This is a genomic window from Methanoculleus caldifontis, assembly GCF_032842345.1.
GTDB classification, from domain to species: domain Archaea; phylum Halobacteriota; class Methanomicrobia; order Methanomicrobiales; family Methanoculleaceae; genus Methanoculleus; species Methanoculleus caldifontis.
Genome location: NZ_WBKO01000002.1, coordinates 249,268 through 268,972, shown reverse-complemented (window position 1 = coordinate 268,972; position 19,705 = coordinate 249,268). Strand labels below are relative to the sequence as shown.

The window sequence follows — 19,705 nt, the reverse complement described above, 5'->3', positions numbered from 1 at the left end:
CGGGAAGAGCCGTGCCCGTATTATCTGCCCACGTACGCCTCCGGCACCTGGATCTTCAAGGTGTAGGAGTCGATACACCGGGTGTTGATGACGAAGTAGTAGTCGTGGTTCCCCTCGTAGAAGGTGCTCGTCCACTGCTCCTTCTTGAGGTCGGGCCTCTCCTTCATACCGAGGAAGTCGGCGAAGTTGAGGGTGATGATCCTGACGAACCGGTTCGGGTCCTCGGCATCCATCACCTGGCAGTTGAACCGCGGGAGCTCGTCGTTTGAGGTCGTGATCTCGGAGTAGTCGAGCCGCCACCGGGGGAACGGGATCCGGACGATCCCGGTCGTCCCCGACCACTTGCCGTCGATCGTCGCGTAGGTCACCCACCGGGTGGCGCCGGAGGCGTTCACGGGCGGAGGGATGGTCAGGTTCGGGCGCGTCTCTTCGGCCGGGACCTGGTAGGCGCCGGGGTCGACGAACCCGATCGCCTGCGGCTTCCCGTTCCAGGTGGGGACCGGTGTGGGGGTCGGGGTCGCCGTTGCCGGGACGAACGTGGGCGTCCACGTCGGGGTGACCGTCGGCTCCGGCTCCCCGCCCCACCGGATGCCCGCCGGCTCGCCGGTCGCCGCCGGCTTGACGATCAGGGCTATTATGAGGACGATCCCGATTGCCAGAACGACATATAAGAAATCCTGTTTCTCCGCCATACCCTGCTCATCTCTCCCGGTCGGTCGAACTCCGTCGGTGCGGCTCCGGCCCCTGCTCTGCCCTCGCCGGCCGGGAGATCCGGAACGGATCTCCGCGGGGAAATAATATTTCCACAAACCGGCGGCCGGCCGCACCGCTTTTTCGCACTCTGTATGTTTGCACCTTCGATTACAAATACCTGTCTGAGGCCGGTTAGCGGTGTCAACCGTCCGGTTCTGCATATTTATTCCCAGAATGCGAGGATATAATCCCCGCCTTCGATTGAATACTTTTTTATACAAGATGATGCATATACTCCAAAGAACCGAAATGGTCCGGCTGAGGCGCTCATCCGGACTCCGGTAACAGGAGGAAACGTTTCATGAGTAAATTCGTGAGAAACGAAGATGCATTCACCGGCCTCGAGGCGGCGATCGTGCTGATCGCGTTCGTCGTCGTCGCGGCGGTGTTCTCGTACGTGGTGCTCGGCGCCGGGTTCTTCACCACACAGAAGAGCCAGGAGGTTGTGCACACCAGCGTATCGCAGACCAGTTCCAGCATGGAAGTGGTCGGGGACGTGATAGGTGTCGGGGCCGCTAATAAACTGACTTCCGCCACGATCACCCTCGGTCTCTCCGCGGGCGGAGGCACAGTCGATTTCGAGAAACTTGTCGTGACCTTCTCGAACAAGACGACGGTCCAGACGCTTACCCAGGCCGACCCCTTCTACGACGAAGATGCTGATGCGGCTGAAGGGGAGTGGTCGATTTCAAAGAGGATGAACACTGACGGTGATACGGGCAACCTCCTTGAGGCTCGCGAGCAGTTTACTATCTCTGCAGGATTCCCCGGTGCCATCGATCCGAACGGAGAGTTCACCATTGAGGTGAAGCCTGTCGTCGGATCGTCTCTGGCCATCGTACGGACGGCCCCGGAGCAGATCGATGCGATCAACAGGTTGTTCTGAGGAGGAGCGAAGCATGTTAACTATAAAGTCGGATAACGCATTCACCGGTCTGGAGGCGGCGATCGTGCTGATCGCGTTCGTCGTCGTCGCGGCGGTGTTTTCGTACGTGGTGCTCGGCGCCGGGTTCTTCACCACCCAGAAGAGCCAGGAGGTCGTCCACACCAGTGTCGGACAGACGAGTTCGTCACTCGAGGTTGTCGGGAACGTCTACGGAGCAAAGAACGCAAACGTCATCGATACGCTCAGGTTTGATGTCGGCCTCACGGCAGGCGGCTCGCCCGTCGACATGTCAAAAACTGTGCTGACGTACTCGAATGCCACGAATCTTGAGTACCTCGCATTCAAAGACGGAGGCGGTGAACCGGGCGCTGGACAGTGGACCGTTTTTGCGAAAGCTGGCGGCGACACTGACAACCTGCTTGAAGCCGGAGAAATCTTCACGCTCAAGGCAAAAGTCACCACCGGGTTCCCGGTCAACGACAAGGCCAGGCTCGAGCTCAAGCCCCCGGTCGGTGCCGTGCTCGGACTGCAACGGACTGCGCCGCCGCAGCTCGACACCTGGAATGTGCTCAAGTGAGGGAGGAAGGAAACCATGAGACTGATTCAGAAAGATGATGCATTCACCGGCCTCGAGGCGGCGATCGTCCTGATCGCGTTCGTCGTCGTGGCTGCGGTCTTCTCGTACGTGGTGCTCGGCGCCGGGTTCTTCACCACCCAGAAGAGCCAGGAAGTCGTCCACACCAGCGTCGGCCAGGCAAGTTCCAGTGTTGAGGTCATCGGAGATGTGTACGGAAGAGATACCGACGCCGATAGTAAAATCGACAGGCTTGAATTCACGCTCGGTCTGACTGCCGGCGGCAGTGTCGTCGACATGAACTCAACCGTGCTGACATACACTACCTCGACCGAGTATAAAATCCTGACACGGGATGAAGAACACTCCCCGGGAGGCTCTCCGGGAGCGGCAGGTCAGTGGACCATCTTCTCTGTGAAGAACCCCACTACGGCGGGTTCTGTTCTCGAGAAGGGCGAACAGTTCGTTATGCAGGTCGATGTCCCAACATCAATCGATAAGAACGAGCAATTCACCCTTGAGGTGAAACCTGCGACGGGCGCGACCCTCTCGATCACGAGGACCGCACCTGCCGAGATCGACAAGATCAACGTGCTGTACTGAGCGAAACGCTCAAACTCTTTTTTTCGCTCGCAACCCTCTGGAAACGTCGGCAACTCCGCCATGCAGTGTTGTTTCGTCGTCGTCCGCCCTCCTGTCGACCGGGTGGCCTTGTATGTACCCCGGAACGTCAAACCTGCTGCACCCGGCACCGTCATGACGGGTGTATTGCCCGCGGGCGTCTTATGACTCCAACTCGACCGAAACGTCTTGATCGATACCGCTATCCCTTACACCCCTGGGCTACCCTTTCGTCTGACCTCCCGCCCGGGGCTTCTGTTGCACCTCTCTGGTACTCACAGGGGCTGGACACGCAGGGCGACTCTGGCTGTTGTTAACTTATCTGTGACCCCGGTAGCATAGAAGTTGGAAGCCTTTCTTTTCAGGAGGCCGATCGACTACTCTTCTTGATATATCTCTGCCTGCTTCATCTCTTGCGTCACCCCCAAACGCCAACAGCCCCCCCATAACCAATAGAACTTACTAAAGCGACAGGAAAACAAGTATTGATACCCCAAAGATTTATTAATCATGACACTGATATAATTCAATATTATGGTGGGGGTAGACCAGGCTCAGATCGATAAAATACTTGCCGGGGCATCTTCCGATGACCCGGAAGCCCGTCTCGACGCCCTCGAGAAGGAACTGGACTTCGTCAAGACTTCAATCAAGCGGCTGCTCATCGACCTCCGGGAGCGGATGAACGAACTGGACAACCCGTTCACGAGCGCCGCCGCATCCTATGGCAGGAGCAGGGCCGATCTGCCGGAGATCGCTTCCGACGACGGGGACGCCGGCGATGAACTCCCGGCGCTCGACGCTCTCTCCGCCGGCCTCGACGGAGAGGCGAACCCCGGGGCCCAGGGCATCGGTAACGGGTTCTTCCCGGCCGACCTTGGCATCCCCGCGGGCGGCATGCCGGCCCTCCCTGAGGGGAAGCCCGCAGGAAAACTCAAGCTCCAGAAGGTCCACCGGCTCTTCGCATGGGTGCACCAGGGGTGCGGCAAGTACGGGCACGAGCACATGACGATCATGATCGACGCCTACCGGTCGATGGGCTACATCACCGAAGATGTCGCCGACCAGATCCGCGAGATCATGCGGATGGCCCCCGAGACCCGGGGCGACGTCGCCGAGATCGGCCCGAACGAGTTCGTCTCCGAGCTCTACGTCCTGAACAGGATCCTCGACCCCGAAGACGCGACGATGGACCGGGACATGATCGAGGTGCTGATGCTCGCCCGCAACCGTTCCGGGGAGCAGGGCTCGCCCTCGCGGGATGCCGGCGACACCTGGATCGAACTGCTGGACAGGATATGATGGATGTCGAGCGAAACCTTCACCACTGCCATGTTCCTCATGGCCGCCATCATATCGGCCGGCGTCCTCATTAACGCAGTCTTTCCCGTCATCTACACCCTATCGGGCACGATCGCGTCCTCCTCCCATAAGGTGGACGAGCGATTGAGTACGGACGTGAAGATCGTCACGACCTACGCGAACGGTGACGACAAAAACGCTCGCATCTGGTTGAAGAACGTCGGCACCGGCCGGATCGCCGAAAACGACATCCGAAAAGCCGACGTCTTCCTCGGCGGCCAGGGCGACTTCGAGCGGCTGGCGTGGGCGGCAGCGCTCGCAGATGAGAGATGGACTCACGAGATCCTTGAGGAGACCCCAAACAACTACTGGGACCCGGGGGAGACCCTCTCCATCACGGTAAAGACCGGTAAGGTCCCGGCAGAGGAACGGATCGTCTACTTCCAGTTCGTCCTCCCGACGGGACTCTCCCGGACGACCACCTTCACCGCGAGTGGTAATCCATGAGCGCGGGCCCCCTCATCGCAACCGGGATCGGCGTCCTCCTCCTGGTCGCCACCACCTACGTCCTGGTCGGCGGCGCCCTCACCACCACGGAGGTGCTGGTCGAGGCCCAGAGCAACCTCGCCGTCAACCAGGAGGTCAGGATGCGGACGGCGATCGCGGTCCAGAGCACCTGGATCGACACCGGTACCCTCTATGTCGAGGTGAAGAACACGGGAAGCGAACCGATCGTCGATATCAGGTCGATGGATGTCTACCTCTACACCGATGGCACCCCCGCCTACACCCCCTTCGGGAGCGGCGTAAACACCTGGAGCAAGGAGAACATAACCCCCGACGCCGTCCACCCCGGCGAACTCGACCCCGGCGAGACCCTCACCCTCGCTGTCGGGTTCGAGGGCGAGAACCCCCAATACGTCCAGGTCGTCACCGGAAACGGGGTCAGCAGTTCGGCGTACATAACAGGTGAATGAACAATGGCTTCAAGCGACGACGCAAACAGCAGCATCCTCGATATGCCCGACAAGACGATCCTCTCGACCGGGAACTCCGAGCTCGACAAGAAGCTCGCCGACGGCCTCCCGCTCGGATCGCTCAACCTCATCGAGGGCGAGAACGACACGGGAAAGAGCGTCCTCACCCAGCAGATCATCTGGGGGGCCCTGAAGCAGGGGTTCAACGTCGACCTCTTCTCGACCGAGAACACGAGCAAGAGTTTCCTCTCGCAGATGGAGTCGATGAGCCTCGATATCTCCGACTACTTCGCCTGGGGCTATCTCCGGGTCTTTCCGATGCACGTCGTCGGGTTCGAGTGGACCAAGGAGAAGATGCAGGGGACGCTTGAGCGGATGATCACCTACATGGAGCAGAGCAAGGCGCAGGTGATCGTCATCGACTCGCTCACTCTCTTCACCGAGTACGCCAAGCAGGACACTGTCCTCACGTTCTTCACCAACTGCAAGAACCTCGTCGACCACGGCAAGACCATCCTGATCACCCTGCACACCTACGCCTTCGTCGAGGACTCCCTTGTGCGCATCCGCTCGATCTGCGACGCCCATCTCTTCATGAAGAAGGCCCTCGTCGGCGGCAAGTACGTCATGATGCTCGAGGTCGTCAAGGTCCGCGGCGCGCGCAAGACCACGGGGAACATCATCAGTTTCGAGGTCCACCCCGGCTACGGTATCAAGATCATCCCGATCTCGGTCGCGAAGGTGTGAGGTGAGATGGGCTCGGCGCTGGAAGCAACCGTCACCCTCCCGTTTGAACCCGAGTTCATCGACGAGGGGAACGACTGCTATAACAACGTCGAGTCCTGCGCCCTCTACCGGATGCTCCCGGCAAACGCCCGCGAGTACGTCAAGGCAAGCCCCCACCTCCTCGAGTACCTCCATATCCTCCCGGTCAACACCGTCGGGATCCCGCTCTTCCTCTCGGAATTGAAGCGGGACTTGAAATCGATGGAGAACCCGAACATCATCTACCCGGTCAACGACACGACGTTCGTCCATATCTTCCCCGACCCAAACGACGTCAGGAACTGGTACATCCCGATCGAGCCCTCGTTCCTCCACTCCGTCAAACTCCTCCTCCCGGTGATCGAGGGGAAACTGATCGATATGATCGACGCCCTCGACGAGGAGCCGGTCACCGAGAAGGCGCGGATCGAGGTGCTCAGGAACTTCATCAAACAGCTCGTCTACGTCAAGCAGCCGGAGGAGGAGATCGATCCCTCCCTCCTCGCCGGCGGGGGCGCAAAAGACCTGATGGGCCGGATCAAGACCTTCCTCACCTCCGATATCGGCGCCTCGGCAAAACCGAAGAACCCCGGCCTCCCCGAACTCACCGACGGGCGGGTCGTCCTCTCCCAGCAGGAGTACAAGGCGCTCGAGTACCTGATGATCCGCGACAAGATCGAGATGGGGACGCTCAAACCGTTCCTCTCCGACTCATACATCGAGGATATCACCTGCGACGGCGTCGGGCCGATCTTCATCGAGCACAAGATCTTCAAGGGCCTGAAATCGGTCGTCGGGTTCCATGACTCGGCGGAGCTCGACGCCTTCGTCGTCAAACTCGCCGAACGGATCAAGAGGCCGCTGACCTACCGGAGCCCCATCGTGGACGCGACCCTCCCGGACGGTTCGCGTATCAACATTGTCTACGGGACCGAGATCAGCAAGCACGGGAGCAACTTCACCATCCGTAAGGTGAACGAGGTTCCCTTAAGCATCCTCCAGGTCATCGAGAGCGGGGCGTGCGACTACCTGATGGCCGCCTACCTCTGGATCTGCCTCGAGTACGGGATGTCGATGTTCGTCTCGGGAGAGACCGCGAGCGGCAAGACAACGACGTTGAACGCCCTGACGACCTTCCTTCCGCCCGAGAACAAGATCGTCACCATCGAGGATACCCCTGAACTGACGGTCCCCCACCGGAACTGGACCCGCGAGGTCGCGAAGGCCAAGGGGAAGGGCGAAGGGGACGGCTCTGAGATCACGATGTTCGACCTCCTCAAGGCCGCCCTCCGTCAGCGCCCGAACCAGATCCTGGTCGGTGAGATCCGTGGTGTCGAAGGCTCCGTCGCCTTCTCCGCGATGCAGACCGGCCACCCGGTGATGAGCACCTTCCACGCCGCGTCGGTCGAGAAACTGATCCAGCGTCTCTGCGGAGACCCGATCAGCATCCCCAAGACCTACGTCGACAACTTAAACCTGGTCATCATCCAGAGCGCCGTGAAACGCCCCGGCGGCGGGACCGTCCGGCGGATGCTCAGCGTCAACGAGCTCGTCGGCTACGACCCCGAGACCCAGGGGTTCTCCTTCATGGCAGCGTTCATCTGGGACCCCGCGACCGATAAGTTCACCTTCACCGGGAGAGGGAGCAGTTTCCTCCTCGAGAACAAGATCGCGACGATGCTCGGTATCCCCGAGAACCGGCGGGCCGACATCTACGACGAGGTCGATAAGCGGGCGAAGATCCTCGAGCGGCTCCATAAGGCCGGGTATACCCAGTTCTGGGACCTCTTCCACATGACCACGAAGATCAAGAAGCAGGGCCTGCTCACCATCGAGGTGTGACGGTGTTTGAGGGTGTAGCCGAGCGTCTGCGGGCGGCAAACCAGGGGACGATACCCTTCGAGGAGCAGTTTGAGACGCTCCTCGAACTCCGGTCCTACATCCTCGAGAACAAGAAGATGGAGCAGGACCTGCTCCTCATGTACACCTACATGGCCGCGATCACCACGGCATCCGTGACCCGGCCGGAGATCTTCCAGTTCACCTCCGAGCGGTTCGAGTACATCCCCTCGCGCTACATCGCGAAGGTGCAGCGCCTGGTCGGCGGGTGGGGCCACAGCTACGCGGGAGCGCTCCGGGCGGTCGCCGAGCGGTGCCGGAACACCACCCTCCGGAGCATGCTCAATCGCTACGCGAACTCGATCGACTCCGGCGTCCCGGACGACGACTTCATCGGCACGGAACTCGGAAGCATCCGGAGCATCTACCGGAACTCGTTCGAGCAGGGGATCGAACTCCTGAAGAAGTGGGGCGACGCCTACATCGCGATGCTCCTCTCAGGATCGCTCGTCGCGATCATCATCATGATCTCGGTCGCGATCTACGCCCCGGATGGGCTGGAGTCGACCCTGAACACCTCCTACGCGATCATCCTCCTGATCTCGATCTTCGGCATCACCATCATGTACCGGGCCGTTCCCGACGACCCCCGGACGCACGGCCTTGCCGAGATCTGCTCAAAGGAGCAGGGCATCATCAGGAGGCTCGAGCGCCTCATCGTTCCGATAACCGCCGTGATCGTCCTCCTGCTCGTCCTCCTCGGCGCCAACATGGGTATCGTCTTCCTCCTCGCGGGCCTGCTCCTGATGCCGCTCGGGGTCATCGGCTACATCGACGACGTGAACGTTATCAACCGCGACGCCGACTTCGCCACGTTCATCCGGAGCCTCGGTTCGGTGATGGGCGGCAAGGGGATCACCACCGGCGACGCGCTCCAGGAGATCGACAGAAAGTCTCTGGTCCACCTGGAGCCGTTCATCGACTCGGTCTCGTCGAAGTTGAACCTCGGCCTCGACGAAGCCGGGAGCTGGCGGAAGTTCATCGGCGAGAGCGGGAGTTACCTGATCTACAAGTACATGAACATCTTCCGCGACGCGGTAACGCTCGGCGGCTCGCCCGACCAGATCGGCAAGATCGTCGGTTCGTCGATGCTCGAGCAGGTCCTGCTCCGGAGGAAGCGCGACATGATGGTGAAGGGGTTCGTCGTCCTGCTCGTCCCGATGCACGGGGCGATGATCGGGATCTTCGTCTTCCTCTTTGAGATCCTCCTCTCCATGTCCCGGGCGATAACGGACGTGATGGCTCACTTTGCAGAGACTTCGGCCGCGTTATCGGGAAGCTCGGCCACGGTCGGCGGTGGCATGGCAACATCCTTAAACATCTTCGTAAACTTCCCCGAAGACACGATGCGGACCTACGTCGTGACGATCCTCTTAATGCTGACCGTCGCAAATATTCTTGCAGGAAAGATCGTCATGGGCGGCGACCGGTACATGTACTACTTCTTTGCAAGCCTGCTCTCCGCGGTCACCGGGGTCATCTACATCGCAGCCCCGATCATGGTGAAGGCATTCTTTACTATTCCAGCAGTTGTGGGGGTAACATGAGAGAGAGACTACGTCGTCCGTTGCTCTTCCTGATCACCGTCGGGACCGGCTCCCTGATCATCATCTTCGATGCCCCGGTCGAGGTCATCGTCGCAGGCACCGTACTCGCGGGATTCCTCGCGCTCGTCATCACCGGGGCGCTCGACCTCGCGGAGCTCAGGCCGTCGCGCCTGCGCTCGGCGCTCAGAGAGCGTAAAGACGCTCCGAAGGCGGCAGCGACGAAGCCGCCAGCAGTCGCGGCGGAGAAACCGTCCCGCCTGAGAGGCTTCGCCTCAAAAGAGATCGACCTCTCCGGCATGATCGGGACCCTTGCAGCCTCGATCCGGGAGACGATCGCGCACGCCCGCGCCCCGGAAGGCGAGAAGAGGAGCCGGATCGAGAGTATCGACGCCATGCTCGATGCGGCGGTCGACGGCACGGTCCCCGGTCCGGCGACACCGGTCCCGCCGAAGGCCGGCGGGAGCGCGGCCGACCCCCTCGCCTCGCTCGCGGACCTCGATCTCGACTCGCTCGACGCGCTCGACCTTGACGGCGAGTCATCCGGGACCGGGACGGCGTTTGACCCCGACCAGATCACCCTCCTCTCCGGGGAGGACGCGGACGCCGTATCGGCGATCCTCAGGGCGCACCAGAACGACCTCGACGACCTCGAACTCCCGTCCGGGATCGAGATCCCCGGAGATGCCGGCGAACCCGCCGCAGCCCTGCCGCCGATGGCCGCAGACGTTCCGGAACTCCCCGGAGGCGACGGCATGCCGGACATGAGCGCGCTGGGCGACGACCTCTCCGCGCTCGACGATCTGGATGCCGGCGAGATCGAGATCGAGGGCGAGGAGCCGGATACGGAAGAGCCCGAGCCGGAAGACGAGATCGCGGAAGAGGCGGAGATCGCGCCGGAAGAAGACTTCGATATGGTCTCCTTTGCGTCCGGGGGGGCGGCCGACGACGACCTGATCTCCGCGATCAAGTCCGACTCAAAGAAGAAGAAGTTCGTAGAGGATATCAGTCTGGTCCGCGAGCTGAGAGGGGAGAAGTTCGCGGCAAGAGACCTCGCCGCGGATCTCGAGGATATCGTCGCGACGATGAAATCACAATGATGAAGGTGTAGTAAAGGTATTTACTCTGAAAGGAGGTGCGGAGGTGGAGATGAAATCGGTTCCGGTGAAGGTCGAGCATGAGGGCAGGTGGGTCGCGACGACGATGGGTATCGGTGAGGACCGCTTCCGCATCGATGCCCCCCTCAACCGCGAGATCCTTTACAAGTCCGTGGTCGATCTCGAGGAGAAGAAGAACCAGGTGGTGGTCACCGCCGGCGCGAACGGAGAGGTGGTCTGCCGCATCGCGTCCGTCGAGAAGGTCCTCACGGTCCTGAAGAAGTTCATCGTTACCCAGGCGAGCGCCTATCGGCTGAACGCCTTCTTCATGTCGCCCGCAGTCCGCGGGGGGGTGCTGATCCAGGACGCGAAGTGGGAGAAGGGAGCGATCGCCGTCATGAAGACCGGGATCTGGTTCGTCAGCCAGGAGAGTCAGGTCTGTATCCCCATCGAGGACGTTGCCGGTATCGAACTCACATCCCGCGAGATCCAGGAGAAGGACCTCAACGTCGTCAAGATCGACCACCTCGCCGAGAACGAGGTCGTGACGAGTTTCGTCCTCTGTCCGATGACGACGCTCCAGGTCCTCTACAACTTCCTCAAAGAGGCGACGCAGGACTCCGAGGTCCGCGAGGAGATCGACCCCCTGACCGGGCAGGTGGCCATGCTGGTCTACAGCGGGATGGACTCGAGCGCCATCGAGAATATGCTCAAACTCTCGCACAAGGACCTCGACGCCATCTACGAGCGCCTCCTCGGCATGGGGCTTGCCGAAGTACTTTACGTGAGAAAAGAGGTTCAACTGACCGCGAAAGGTGTCAGGTACATCTCTGACTCGGTAAAATCACCAATAAATTAACGGCCATACTTATTTAAAATACGAAAATCTATATAGCGCACTCTCCAAATAAACATTGAGTGGTGTTCGATGGGGAGAATCCTGATCGTCGATGACACAATGTTTATGAGAACGCTGCTGAAGAACATCCTCTTCTCCGGCGGGCACGATATTGTTGGCGAGGCCGCAGACGGAGCGGAAGCCGTCGCCAGGTACCAGGAGCTGAAGCCCGACCTCGTCACGATGGACGTCGTCATGCCGAAGATGAACGGGATCGAGGCGCTCAAGGCAATCAAGGCCGCCGACCCGGCGGCAAAGGTCATCATGTGTACGGCGGTCGGCCAGGAGCAGATGGTCAAACTTGCCGTCAAGACCGGGGCGAGGGGCTACATCGTCAAACCGTTCCAAGCCCCCAAGGTCCTCGAAGAAGTCAAGAGCGTTCTCAGTGCTTGATCATGATACGGGTTCTGATCGTTGACGACTCGCTCTTTATCCGGACAATCCTCCGCGATCTGCTCAAGGACTGTCAGGACATCGAGGTCATCGGGACAGCGGTCAACGGGATCGACGCCCTTGCAAAGATTGCGGACTTAAAGCCGGACGTCATCACGCTCGATATCGAGATGCCCCGCATGGGCGGCCTCGAGGTGCTCGAGGCACTCAGGGAGAGAGGATCGGGACCGAAGGTGATCGTCCTGAGCACGCTGACGTCCCGGCATGCCGACATGACTCACCGGGCGCTCCGGCTCGGGGCCGACGATTTCATGCTCAAACCGAGAGACGTCCCGAACGTCCGGGGTATCGAGCGGGAACTCATCCAGAAGATCAGAAACCTCGTCGCGCTCCCGACGGTCGTGAGAACTCCCGCAGCGAGGAGGAGCGAGGCCGATGCGGTCGTGCTGATCGGCTCGTCGGCCGGAGGCCCGCCGATGCTCGACGCTCTCCTCTCCGCCCTCCCGCCGGACCTGCCGGCAGCGGTCGTCGTCACCCAGCACATGCCCGAGGGGTTCACCGCATCGCTTGCCGAGCGCCTGAACCGGGTCTCGCCCCTGCCGGTGAAAGAGACGGAGAACGGGGAGATCCTCCAGACCGGCTCGGTCGTGGTCTCGAAGGCCGGGCACCATACCGTGGTCTCGGGCATCCTTGCCGGTGCAGGGAGGGCCCACGGGCGTGTCGTCCACTCGAACGCCCCGCCCCTCCACGCGGTCCGTCCGGCTGTCGATACGACGTTTGCCTCCGCAGCGCGCGTCTTTGGGCCGCGCACCGTCTCGGTGATCCTCTCCGGGATGGGGAGCGACGGCGGCGAGGGGACGCTCGCGGTGAAGGCCGCGGGCGGTACCACGATGGTCTGCGCCGAAGAAGACTGTCTCGTATACGGGATGGCGCGGTCCGCCCTTGCCAGGAACTGCGTCGACAGAGTTGTTCCGCTTGCACACCTCGCGCGGGAGATCGCGCAGGCTGTCAGCCGGCTTTGAGGTGATATCCATGTTTGATGAAGAGGTATACCGGAAACTGTTCGTTGAAGAGTCACGGGAGAACCACGAGAACATCGTGACCAATCTCCTTGCTCTTGAGAGCGGGGAAGACCAGCAGACCGCCATCGACGAGATCTTCCGGTCCGCGCATACTCTCAAGGGGATGTCCGCATCGATGGGCTTTGAGGCGATGGAGCACCTCTGCCACTCGATGGAGGACGTCTTCTCGCTCATCCGCAGCGGCCGGCGCGAGGTGACCGCATCTCTCACCGATCTCCTGCTCACCTGCACCGATACGATCGAAGGGATGCTCGACGCGATCGAGGCGGGAGAGGCCCCCTCAAACGAGCAGTCCACGAGCCTGGTGCAGGAGCTCCGGGCGTTTGCGGAGGAGGAGCACACGGACGAGCAGAACGCTCGGGAGGCCGCAGCCCCCGCCGTACCGGCAGCAGAAGCCGACGGCCGGCCGGTTTACAGACTCCTGGTCGACGTCGACCCGTCCTGCACCATGAAGGACATCCGGGCAATGCTGCTCCTGCAGAACCTGGAGGGTATCGGGACAGTCCTCTCGACGACTCCCTCGCGGGACCTTCTCGAGGACGGGAAGTTCGACGGCCCGTTCGAGATCCTGATCGAGAGCGAGGCAGGCGAGGACGCGCTCCGGACCGTCGCCTCCGGCACCGAGCTCTCCCTTCTCGCTCTCTCGCCCTCGTCATTCCCGCCCTGTGCGATGAAGACGGCAGAGGCAATCCCGGCGGTCCCGGTGCTCGAACCCGCTTCGATACTTGAACCCGAACCGGCGCAGGTGCAGAGGGCGGTGAAAGCCGAGAAGAGCCGGGAGATCAAGAACATCCGCGTCGACATCCAGCGGCTCGACCGCATGATGAACCTGGTGGAGGACCTGGTGATCAACCGGGGCAGGCTCGAGCAGATCGCAAAGAAGCACGGCATCAAGGAGTTCGACGAGGCGCTGAACATGGTCGGCCGTTCGGTCTCCGACCTCCAGAACCTCATGATGGGGATCCGGATGATGCCGCTCGAGCGGATCTTCAACCGCCTCCCCCGGGTCGTGCGGGACGTCGCGAACCACGACGGCAAGGAGGTCGAGTTCACCGTCGAGGGCGGCGAGACCGAGCTTGACAGGAGCATGATGGACGGGCTCTCCGACCCGCTCCTGCACATCATCCGGAACGCCGTGAACCACGGCATCGAGACGCCGGAGGTCCGCGAGGCCGCCGGCAAACCCCGGAAGGGAACGCTCAGGCTCGCGGCGCGGAGGGATAAAGACAACGTCGTCATCGACATCGAGGACGACGGCGCCGGGATCGACCCCGAGAAACTCCGCAGGAAGGCTGTGGAGAAAGGCCGCATGACGGCCGAGGCGGCGGCCGCCGCAACGAGAGACGACCTGATCGGCCTGCTCTTTGATGCTGGGTTCAGCACCGCCGAGACGATCACCGACATCAGCGGCAGGGGTGTCGGGCTCGACGTGGTCAAGAAGACCATCGAATCCCTTAAGGGAACGATCAAGGTCGAGACCCGGATCGGTGCCGGGACGAAGTTCGAGCTCGTGCTCCCCCCGACGATGGCGATCATCGACGTCATGATGGTCCACATCAACGGGATGCGGTGCGCTATTCCGATCAGCAACGTCGTCGAGGTGGCGCAGACGAGGTCGGAGGCGGTCCACCGGATCGGGAACAGCGAGGCGATCCTGCTCAGAGACCAGATCCTCCCCATGCACCGCCTGGAGGATATGTTCGGCCGGGCCCAGAAGAGCGATACGCTGGTCGTGCTGCAGAATAATGGCAAACGGTGCTGCATCGTCGTCGACACCGTCGACGGCCAGCAGGAGGTGGTGGTGAAACCGCTCTCCCGGCTTGCCGGGAACTGCCGCGGGATCAGCGGGATCACCATACCCGGAGACGGCGACGTTGTGCCGGTGCTCGACGTAAATACAATGATTTAAGTGAGGTATTCCATGGAACTGGATCCGATTCAGAAAGACGCGCTCTCGGAGTTTGGGAACATCGGTGCAGCGCACGCAGCAACAACACTCTCACAGATGCTGATGAGCCCGATCGAGATGACGGTACCCGAAGTGCAGGTCGTCGATATCGCCGAGATGCACAACTACATCGGCAGCGAGGTCTCGGCCATGGTCGTCTTCCAGATTCAGGGAGAGGTCGCGGACGGCGGCTACATCGTCGTCAGCATGCCCAGGGAGACGATCATCCAGATGACGAACATGATGCTCGGGACCACCGGTGCCGACCGTGAGATCAACGAGATGGACCAGAGCGCCGCGATCGAGATCGGAAACATCATGATCTCGGCGTTCCTCGATGCGACCGCGGAGCTGCTGGGTATCGTCATGCTGCCGTCCCCCCCGGCGCTGGCGATCGATATGGCGCATGCGGCCTTCGAGTCCATCGTCGCGCAGGTGGCCTGCGACGTGAACGACGTCCTGATCTTCAACACCGTGCTCACGAGCGACGCACCGCCCGTCCACGGGTGCATCTACATGCTCCCGAACGCAGATCTCATGCGGCAATTAATCCTCATGCTGGAGCAGCTGATGGGGCCGCTCTCCTGACCTGTCTTTGGGATACCATGAACAACTTCTTCGGGGAGGGAGCAGCCGTGATCCTCGGTCTCGGGGAACACCGGGTCGGAACATGCCCGATGGGGACGATCGGGCTTGGTTCCTGCGTCGCGCTCATCCTGCACGACAGGAAACGATCGCTTGCAGGACTTGCTCATATCATGCTCCCCGAGAGCCGGGGGACCACCGACCGTCCCGGAAAGTTCGCGGATACCGCCATGAACGTCCTCCTTGAGGAGATGGCACGGCTCGGCAGCACGAGGTTCTCGATCACCGCGATCATCGTCGGGGGGGCGAGCATGTTCGAGTACTCGGCGAACTCCCTGAATATCGGGGAGAGGAACATCACCGCGGTCAGGGATCTGCTCCAGGCCCAGGGTATCAAGATCGAGTATGAGGAGATCGGAGGAAAGGTCGGGCGGTCCGTGTATTACTGGCCGGAGAAGGGCCGCCTTGTCGTCAAGAGGGCGGACGGGACATGCACCGAGTTCTGATCCTCTCTGTTGTTGCGGCATCGCTTTTTCTTCCTCCCGCATCGGGCATCTACGTCGGCGTGCCCGACTATTATTCCGGTATCGCGTCCGCCGGCGTGACGGACGCGATCAACGGCCGTCACGGGGACGTCATCTTTGCGACCGATTACGGGATCTCCGTATACACGGCGAACGGCACCTGGTACTCGGTCAACCCGAGGCATCCGGGCGAGACGGCCTATGGCACGCTCGAGCCCCTCGACACCATGGTGACCGCGGTCGCCCTCGACCACGAGGGCCACCTCTGGATCGGCTACCCCGGCGGGCTACAGATCGGGGATGGGAAGGGATACAGGGCTATCCAGGACCTGGATCTCCTCAAGAACCGCAACATCAACTGCATGGTGCGCTGGGGGGACGAGATCTGGATCGCCACCGGGCGGGCGGGTCTCCACCGCTACTCTGAAGGAGCCTGGACGTGGTATAAACCGCTCGGCGCCGAGGGCCTCGCGTGCTACACGGTCGCAAGCATGGCGGTCGATGCCGCGAGCGATACGCTCGTCATCGTCTCCGAGCTCGACGGCGTCCAGGTCGTCTCGAACGGGGCCGGGGCGATCCGGTTCGAGCCGGTGATCTCCGGGGGCGAGCCCGTTCGGGGGATCGCCGGGGTCCGGGCCGACCCGTTCGGGGGCGTCTACCTCTTCAACCGCACGGCGGTCCTCCACTACACCCCCGGCGGGGAGGTGGTCCCGGTCCTCGACGTCGGAGACCTGAGCGCGTTCCCGGTCGCCATCAACGATCTCGCTGCAACGCCGGAGGGGATGCTTCTGGTCGCGACGGATAGCGGGATCTACGGCTGGTACCTCTCGGACGTCGTCGTGCATATCACCTCGCGCGACGGTCTCCGCTCGAACTTCGTCAAGAAACTCTTCGTCGACGCCGACGGTCGCTGCTGGTTCGTCGTTCCGGGGAACGTGGGCTACATCCCGCCGATAACGGAGCCGGCCACCCTCACCCTCTCCGCCGTCCCGGTAGAGGTGCCGGATCTGCCGGCGACACCCGCGCCCCCGACCCCGGCACCGGACGCGACGCCCGAAGAACCTGCCGGAATGCTCGAGAGCATCCGGGCGTCGCTTGCGGCGTGGGTCGGGTCGGTGAGCGCCCGGGTAGCCGGGGCGTGAAACCCGGAGCGGAACCGGCACGGGGAAAATACAACCATTTTATAGGGTCCGAGAGGGGCCATGCCTTGTTGCTTTACGCGAAACGTGAACTCAATGAGCGTGAGACCCGAAGGTGCAACCTTCTCCTTTCTCTTCGCGTGAGCTAACCCGTGAGGATGGTATACGGCCTCACGCGAAGCCGCGAAGCCGCGAAGAACGACACCTCCCCGAAGGGGAGGGAGTTTGAGCACCGCAGGTGTGAAGTGCGACTGCCTGCAGGGCAGGAGCATGAGCACCGTCAGGTGCGAAGTTCGTGTGTAGTTGCCGGCGGCCCCTGCCGGCGATACGGCTCCCTGGCGGGAGACCCTGGAGAACCTAAAAAGAAGTAACCTGCCGGCCCTACGACTTCGAGATCTCGGCGTAGTAGTAGGACCCGGCCGCCATCTGCTCCCGGTCCAGGAACGAGCCCGGCTTGTTGATCCGCGGCCTCCCACTCTTATCCCGCCGGAAGGTGATCCCGAGCGCCTTCAAAAACCGGTTCATGCCCGCCGCCATATCGAACGGCCCGGCGGCCTGGCCGCGGATCCCCGGCTCGCCCTCGAAGACCAGGATCCGGTCGCTGATCATGTCGATCAAATAGATGTCGTGGTCGATCACGAGCGTGCTCGCTTCCCGGCCTTCGGCGTGCTTCCGGATCATCCGCGAGATCTTCACCCGCTGCTCCACGTCGAGGTGCGCGCTCGGCTCGTCGAGGATGTAGAGGTCGGCATCGCGCGAGAGGCAGACGGCGATCGCCACCCGCTGGAGTTCGCCGCCGGAGAGGGTGTTCACCGGCGCCTGGAGGAGCTGCGAGAGGGAGAGGGGCTCTAAGATCTCGTGCTGGTAGAACGAGGTGTCGAACTTCGTCGTCGCCCGCCGGAGGAGCTCCTCGACGGTCGCCTCCGTATCCCCTTTGATGTACTGGGGCTTGTAGGAGATGCGCACCCGGGTATCCATCGACCCGGTATCGGGTTCGAGCACCCCGGCAAGGAGCTGGGCAAACGTGCTCTTCCCGATACCGTTCGCCCCGAGGACACCGAGGACCTCGCCGCTCCGGATATCCCCCCCCTCGACGGTGAGCGAGAACTGCTCGAAACCCTTCTTCATCGACGGGAACGCGAGCAGCACCTCCCGGTCCGCATCGGCGGCGTGGGCCCGGGTGTCGAACGTCACCGCGTACGTCCTGAACCTGACGTTCTCCTCCGGGAGGAAGCCTTCGAGGTACTGGTTGATCCCTATCCGGACGCCCTTCGGGTGGGTGATGACACCGAAGACCGCCGGCTCTCCGTAGGCGACATGCACGGTGTCCGCGAGCATATCGAGGATGGCGAGGTCGTGCTCCACGATCACGACCGGCCGCTCCTGGGCGAGTTCCCGGATCAGGTCTGCGGCGGCCATCCGCTGGTAGACGTCGAGGTAGGGCGTGATCTCGTCGAGGAAGTAGAAGTCGGCGTCGCGGGCGAGGCAGGCGGTGATCGCCACCCGCTGGAGCTCGCCGCCGGAGAGGGTGCCGATCGGCCGGTCGATGATCGCCCGGAGCGAGAGCCGGTCGATGTAGTAATCGAGCCTCCCGCGCTCGTCGGTCGTCCTGAGAAGGTCGCGCACCGTCCCTGAGAAGACCTTCGGGATCTGGTCGATGTACTGCGGCTTCACGGCGACCTTCACGTTCTTCTGCGCGAGTACCTGGAGGTAGTCGAAGAGCTCGGTCCCCTGGTAGAGGTCGAGGACCTCCTTCCAGGCGACAGGCGCCTCGGTCCTCCCCAGGTTCGGGACGAGCGTGCCCGAGAGGATCTGCACCGACGTGCTCTTCCCGATACCGTTCGGACCGAGGATACCGGTGACCTTCCCCTCGACAGGGATCGGGAGGCCGTAGAGGACGAAGCCGTTCTTGCCGTAGCGGTGGGTCGGCTGGTCGAGTTGTTCGGGGAGGTTGACGATGTCGAGGGCCTCGAACGGGCACTTCTTCACGCAGATGCCGCACCCGACGCAGAGTTCCTCGGATATGACGGCTTTCTGGTCCTCGCCGATGACGACGGTCTCGTCGCCGGTCCGGACACGCGGGCAGTAGAGGATGCACTCGGTGCCGCACTTGACGGGGTGGCACCGATCACGGTGTACAACAGCAATACGCATGGGAGATCACAGAACGGTGGTGGTCAGGAGGAGCGTCCAGGTGATGAACCAGAGCGCGAACGTCATGAAACTCTGGTAGAACCAGTCCTTGCCGGTCAACTCCATGTAATCGAACTGGAGGAGCATGAAGATGTGCTTCTGGAAGACGACGCCCGCCATCAGGAGAAGCACGCCGATGATAGCGTTCTGCTGGAGCCCGGTCGCCGGGTCTGGTGTGCCGGAGAGGTAGAACGAGATCGCCCCGGTCAGGATACCCATGAAACAGGCTACAAGCGTTCGTTTCAACCGGTTTCTGTGCTCGACCTGTTTCTCGGCACGTGTCCTCGGCCGTGTTTTTTGAACCTCTTCTGCTACCGCATTATCGCTCATCGTGACACCAGTGTCGCGCCGTTCCGGGAAGGAAGCCTCCGTTGCGACGGCGGCCCCGGCAAAGAAGAGGCTTCCCGGCCGCTCCCCGGATTGACGGAATTACTACATTATAGGGCGTTCTCCATTTATAAAGGTAGGTACCGCCCGCACGGCAGCCCCCGGATCGCCCCCGCCCTCTCGTCAGCAGGAAGCCCG

At 61.9% G+C, this 19,705-nt stretch carries 20 protein-coding genes; 17 read left to right on the top strand and 3 right to left on the bottom strand.

Annotated features, from left to right (window positions below; all coding sequences use genetic code 11):
• Nucleotides 1-20 precede the first annotated feature (20 nt).
• A complete protein-coding gene (locus F8E02_RS10110; protein ID WP_317065412.1) occupies nt 21-692 on the bottom strand; it encodes a hypothetical protein in 672 nt (223 codons plus the stop codon).
• Between the two features lie 362 nt (nt 693-1,054).
• Here F8E02_RS10110 and F8E02_RS10105 point away from each other — a divergent pair, with 362 nt between their 5' ends.
• The 17 genes from F8E02_RS10105 to F8E02_RS10025 all read left to right on the top strand — a co-directional run bounded on the left by F8E02_RS10105 (nt 1,055) and on the right by F8E02_RS10025 (nt 16,990).
• Nucleotides 1,055-1,639 (top strand): archaellin/type IV pilin N-terminal domain-containing protein, encoded by a 585-nt coding sequence (locus F8E02_RS10105; RefSeq protein ID WP_317065410.1) that lies wholly within the window; start codon nt 1,055-1,057, stop codon nt 1,637-1,639.
• 13 nt (nt 1,640-1,652) lie between these two features.
• A complete protein-coding gene (locus tag F8E02_RS10100) occupies nt 1,653-2,216 on the top strand; it encodes an archaellin/type IV pilin N-terminal domain-containing protein (RefSeq protein ID WP_317065409.1) in 564 nt (187 codons plus the stop codon).
• A gap of 15 nt (nt 2,217-2,231) precedes the next feature.
• Nucleotides 2,232-2,816, top strand: coding sequence for an archaellin/type IV pilin N-terminal domain-containing protein (locus tag F8E02_RS10095; protein WP_317065408.1), 585 nt, complete (start codon nt 2,232-2,234; stop codon nt 2,814-2,816).
• Nucleotides 2,817-3,368: 552 nt separating this feature from the next.
• Nucleotides 3,369-4,136 carry a hypothetical protein gene (locus tag F8E02_RS10090; RefSeq protein WP_317065407.1) on the top strand — a complete coding sequence of 256 codons (768 nt, stop codon included), beginning with the start codon at nt 3,369-3,371 and terminating at the stop codon, nt 4,134-4,136.
• A 3-nt stretch (nt 4,137-4,139) separates the two neighbouring features.
• On the top strand, nt 4,140-4,643 hold the full coding sequence (locus F8E02_RS10085) for a flagellin (RefSeq protein WP_317065406.1): 504 nt from the start codon (nt 4,140-4,142) through the stop codon (nt 4,641-4,643).
• Complete coding sequence (locus tag F8E02_RS10080; protein WP_317065405.1) at nt 4,640-5,113, top strand: flagellar protein FlaF; 474 nt, start codon at nt 4,640-4,642, stop codon at nt 5,111-5,113. Before F8E02_RS10085 ends, F8E02_RS10080 begins: the two co-directional genes overlap by 4 nt.
• 3 nt (nt 5,114-5,116) lie before the next feature.
• Nucleotides 5,117-5,860: an ATPase domain-containing protein gene (locus tag F8E02_RS10075; RefSeq protein WP_317065404.1), complete on the top strand. Its 744-nt coding sequence runs from the start codon at nt 5,117-5,119 to the stop codon at nt 5,858-5,860.
• A gap of 6 nt (nt 5,861-5,866) precedes the next feature.
• Nucleotides 5,867-7,720: a type II/IV secretion system ATPase subunit gene (locus tag F8E02_RS10070; protein WP_317065403.1), complete on the top strand. Its 1,854-nt coding sequence runs from the start codon at nt 5,867-5,869 to the stop codon at nt 7,718-7,720.
• Nucleotides 7,721-7,722: 2 nt separating this feature from the next.
• Nucleotides 7,723-9,324 carry an archaellar assembly protein FlaJ gene (gene flaJ / locus F8E02_RS10065; RefSeq protein WP_317065402.1) on the top strand — a complete coding sequence of 534 codons (1,602 nt, stop codon included), beginning with the start codon at nt 7,723-7,725 and terminating at the stop codon, nt 9,322-9,324.
• The gene (locus F8E02_RS10060) at nt 9,321-10,421 is read left to right on the top strand and encodes a hypothetical protein (protein ID WP_317065401.1); all 1,101 of its coding nucleotides are present in this window, start codon (nt 9,321-9,323) and stop codon (nt 10,419-10,421) included. Before flaJ ends, F8E02_RS10060 begins: the two co-directional genes overlap by 4 nt.
• Nucleotides 10,422-10,470: 49 nt before the next feature.
• Entirely contained in the window at nt 10,471-11,277 is an 807-nt protein-coding gene (locus F8E02_RS10055; RefSeq protein ID WP_317065766.1) for a CheF family chemotaxis protein, read from the top strand.
• A gap of 69 nt (nt 11,278-11,346) precedes the next feature.
• Nucleotides 11,347-11,709 carry a response regulator gene (locus tag F8E02_RS10050; protein ID WP_317065400.1) on the top strand — a complete coding sequence of 121 codons (363 nt, stop codon included), beginning with the start codon at nt 11,347-11,349 and terminating at the stop codon, nt 11,707-11,709.
• Between the two features lie 2 nt (nt 11,710-11,711).
• Nucleotides 11,712-12,731: a chemotaxis-specific protein-glutamate methyltransferase CheB gene (gene cheB / locus F8E02_RS10045; RefSeq protein WP_317065399.1), complete on the top strand. Its 1,020-nt coding sequence runs from the start codon at nt 11,712-11,714 to the stop codon at nt 12,729-12,731.
• 10 nt (nt 12,732-12,741) lie between these two features.
• On the top strand, nt 12,742-14,700 hold the full coding sequence (locus tag F8E02_RS10040) for a chemotaxis protein CheA (protein WP_317065398.1): 1,959 nt from the start codon (nt 12,742-12,744) through the stop codon (nt 14,698-14,700).
• A 12-nt stretch (nt 14,701-14,712) separates the two neighbouring features.
• Complete coding sequence (locus F8E02_RS10035) at nt 14,713-15,327, top strand: chemotaxis protein CheC (protein WP_317065397.1); 615 nt, start codon at nt 14,713-14,715, stop codon at nt 15,325-15,327.
• Nucleotides 15,328-15,344: 17 nt separating this feature from the next.
• Entirely contained in the window at nt 15,345-15,830 is a 486-nt protein-coding gene (locus tag F8E02_RS10030) for a chemotaxis protein CheD (RefSeq protein WP_317065396.1), read from the top strand.
• The gene (locus F8E02_RS10025) at nt 15,815-16,990 is read left to right on the top strand and encodes a ligand-binding sensor domain-containing protein (protein WP_317065395.1); all 1,176 of its coding nucleotides are present in this window, start codon (nt 15,815-15,817) and stop codon (nt 16,988-16,990) included. The genes F8E02_RS10030 and F8E02_RS10025 overlap by 16 nt, the downstream gene beginning before the upstream one ends.
• Before the next feature lie 378 nt (nt 16,991-17,368).
• On the opposite strand, the gene F8E02_RS10020 is transcribed toward F8E02_RS10025, so the two are convergent.
• Nucleotides 17,369-19,141, bottom strand: a complete 1,773-nt coding sequence (locus F8E02_RS10020) for a ribosome biogenesis/translation initiation ATPase RLI (RefSeq protein ID WP_317065394.1) — start codon at nt 19,139-19,141, stop codon at nt 17,369-17,371.
• A gap of 6 nt (nt 19,142-19,147) precedes the next feature.
• The gene (locus tag F8E02_RS10015; protein ID WP_317065393.1) at nt 19,148-19,510 is read right to left on the bottom strand and encodes an EMC6-like membrane protein; all 363 of its coding nucleotides are present in this window, start codon (nt 19,508-19,510) and stop codon (nt 19,148-19,150) included.
• Nucleotides 19,511-19,705: the final 195 nt, after the last annotated feature.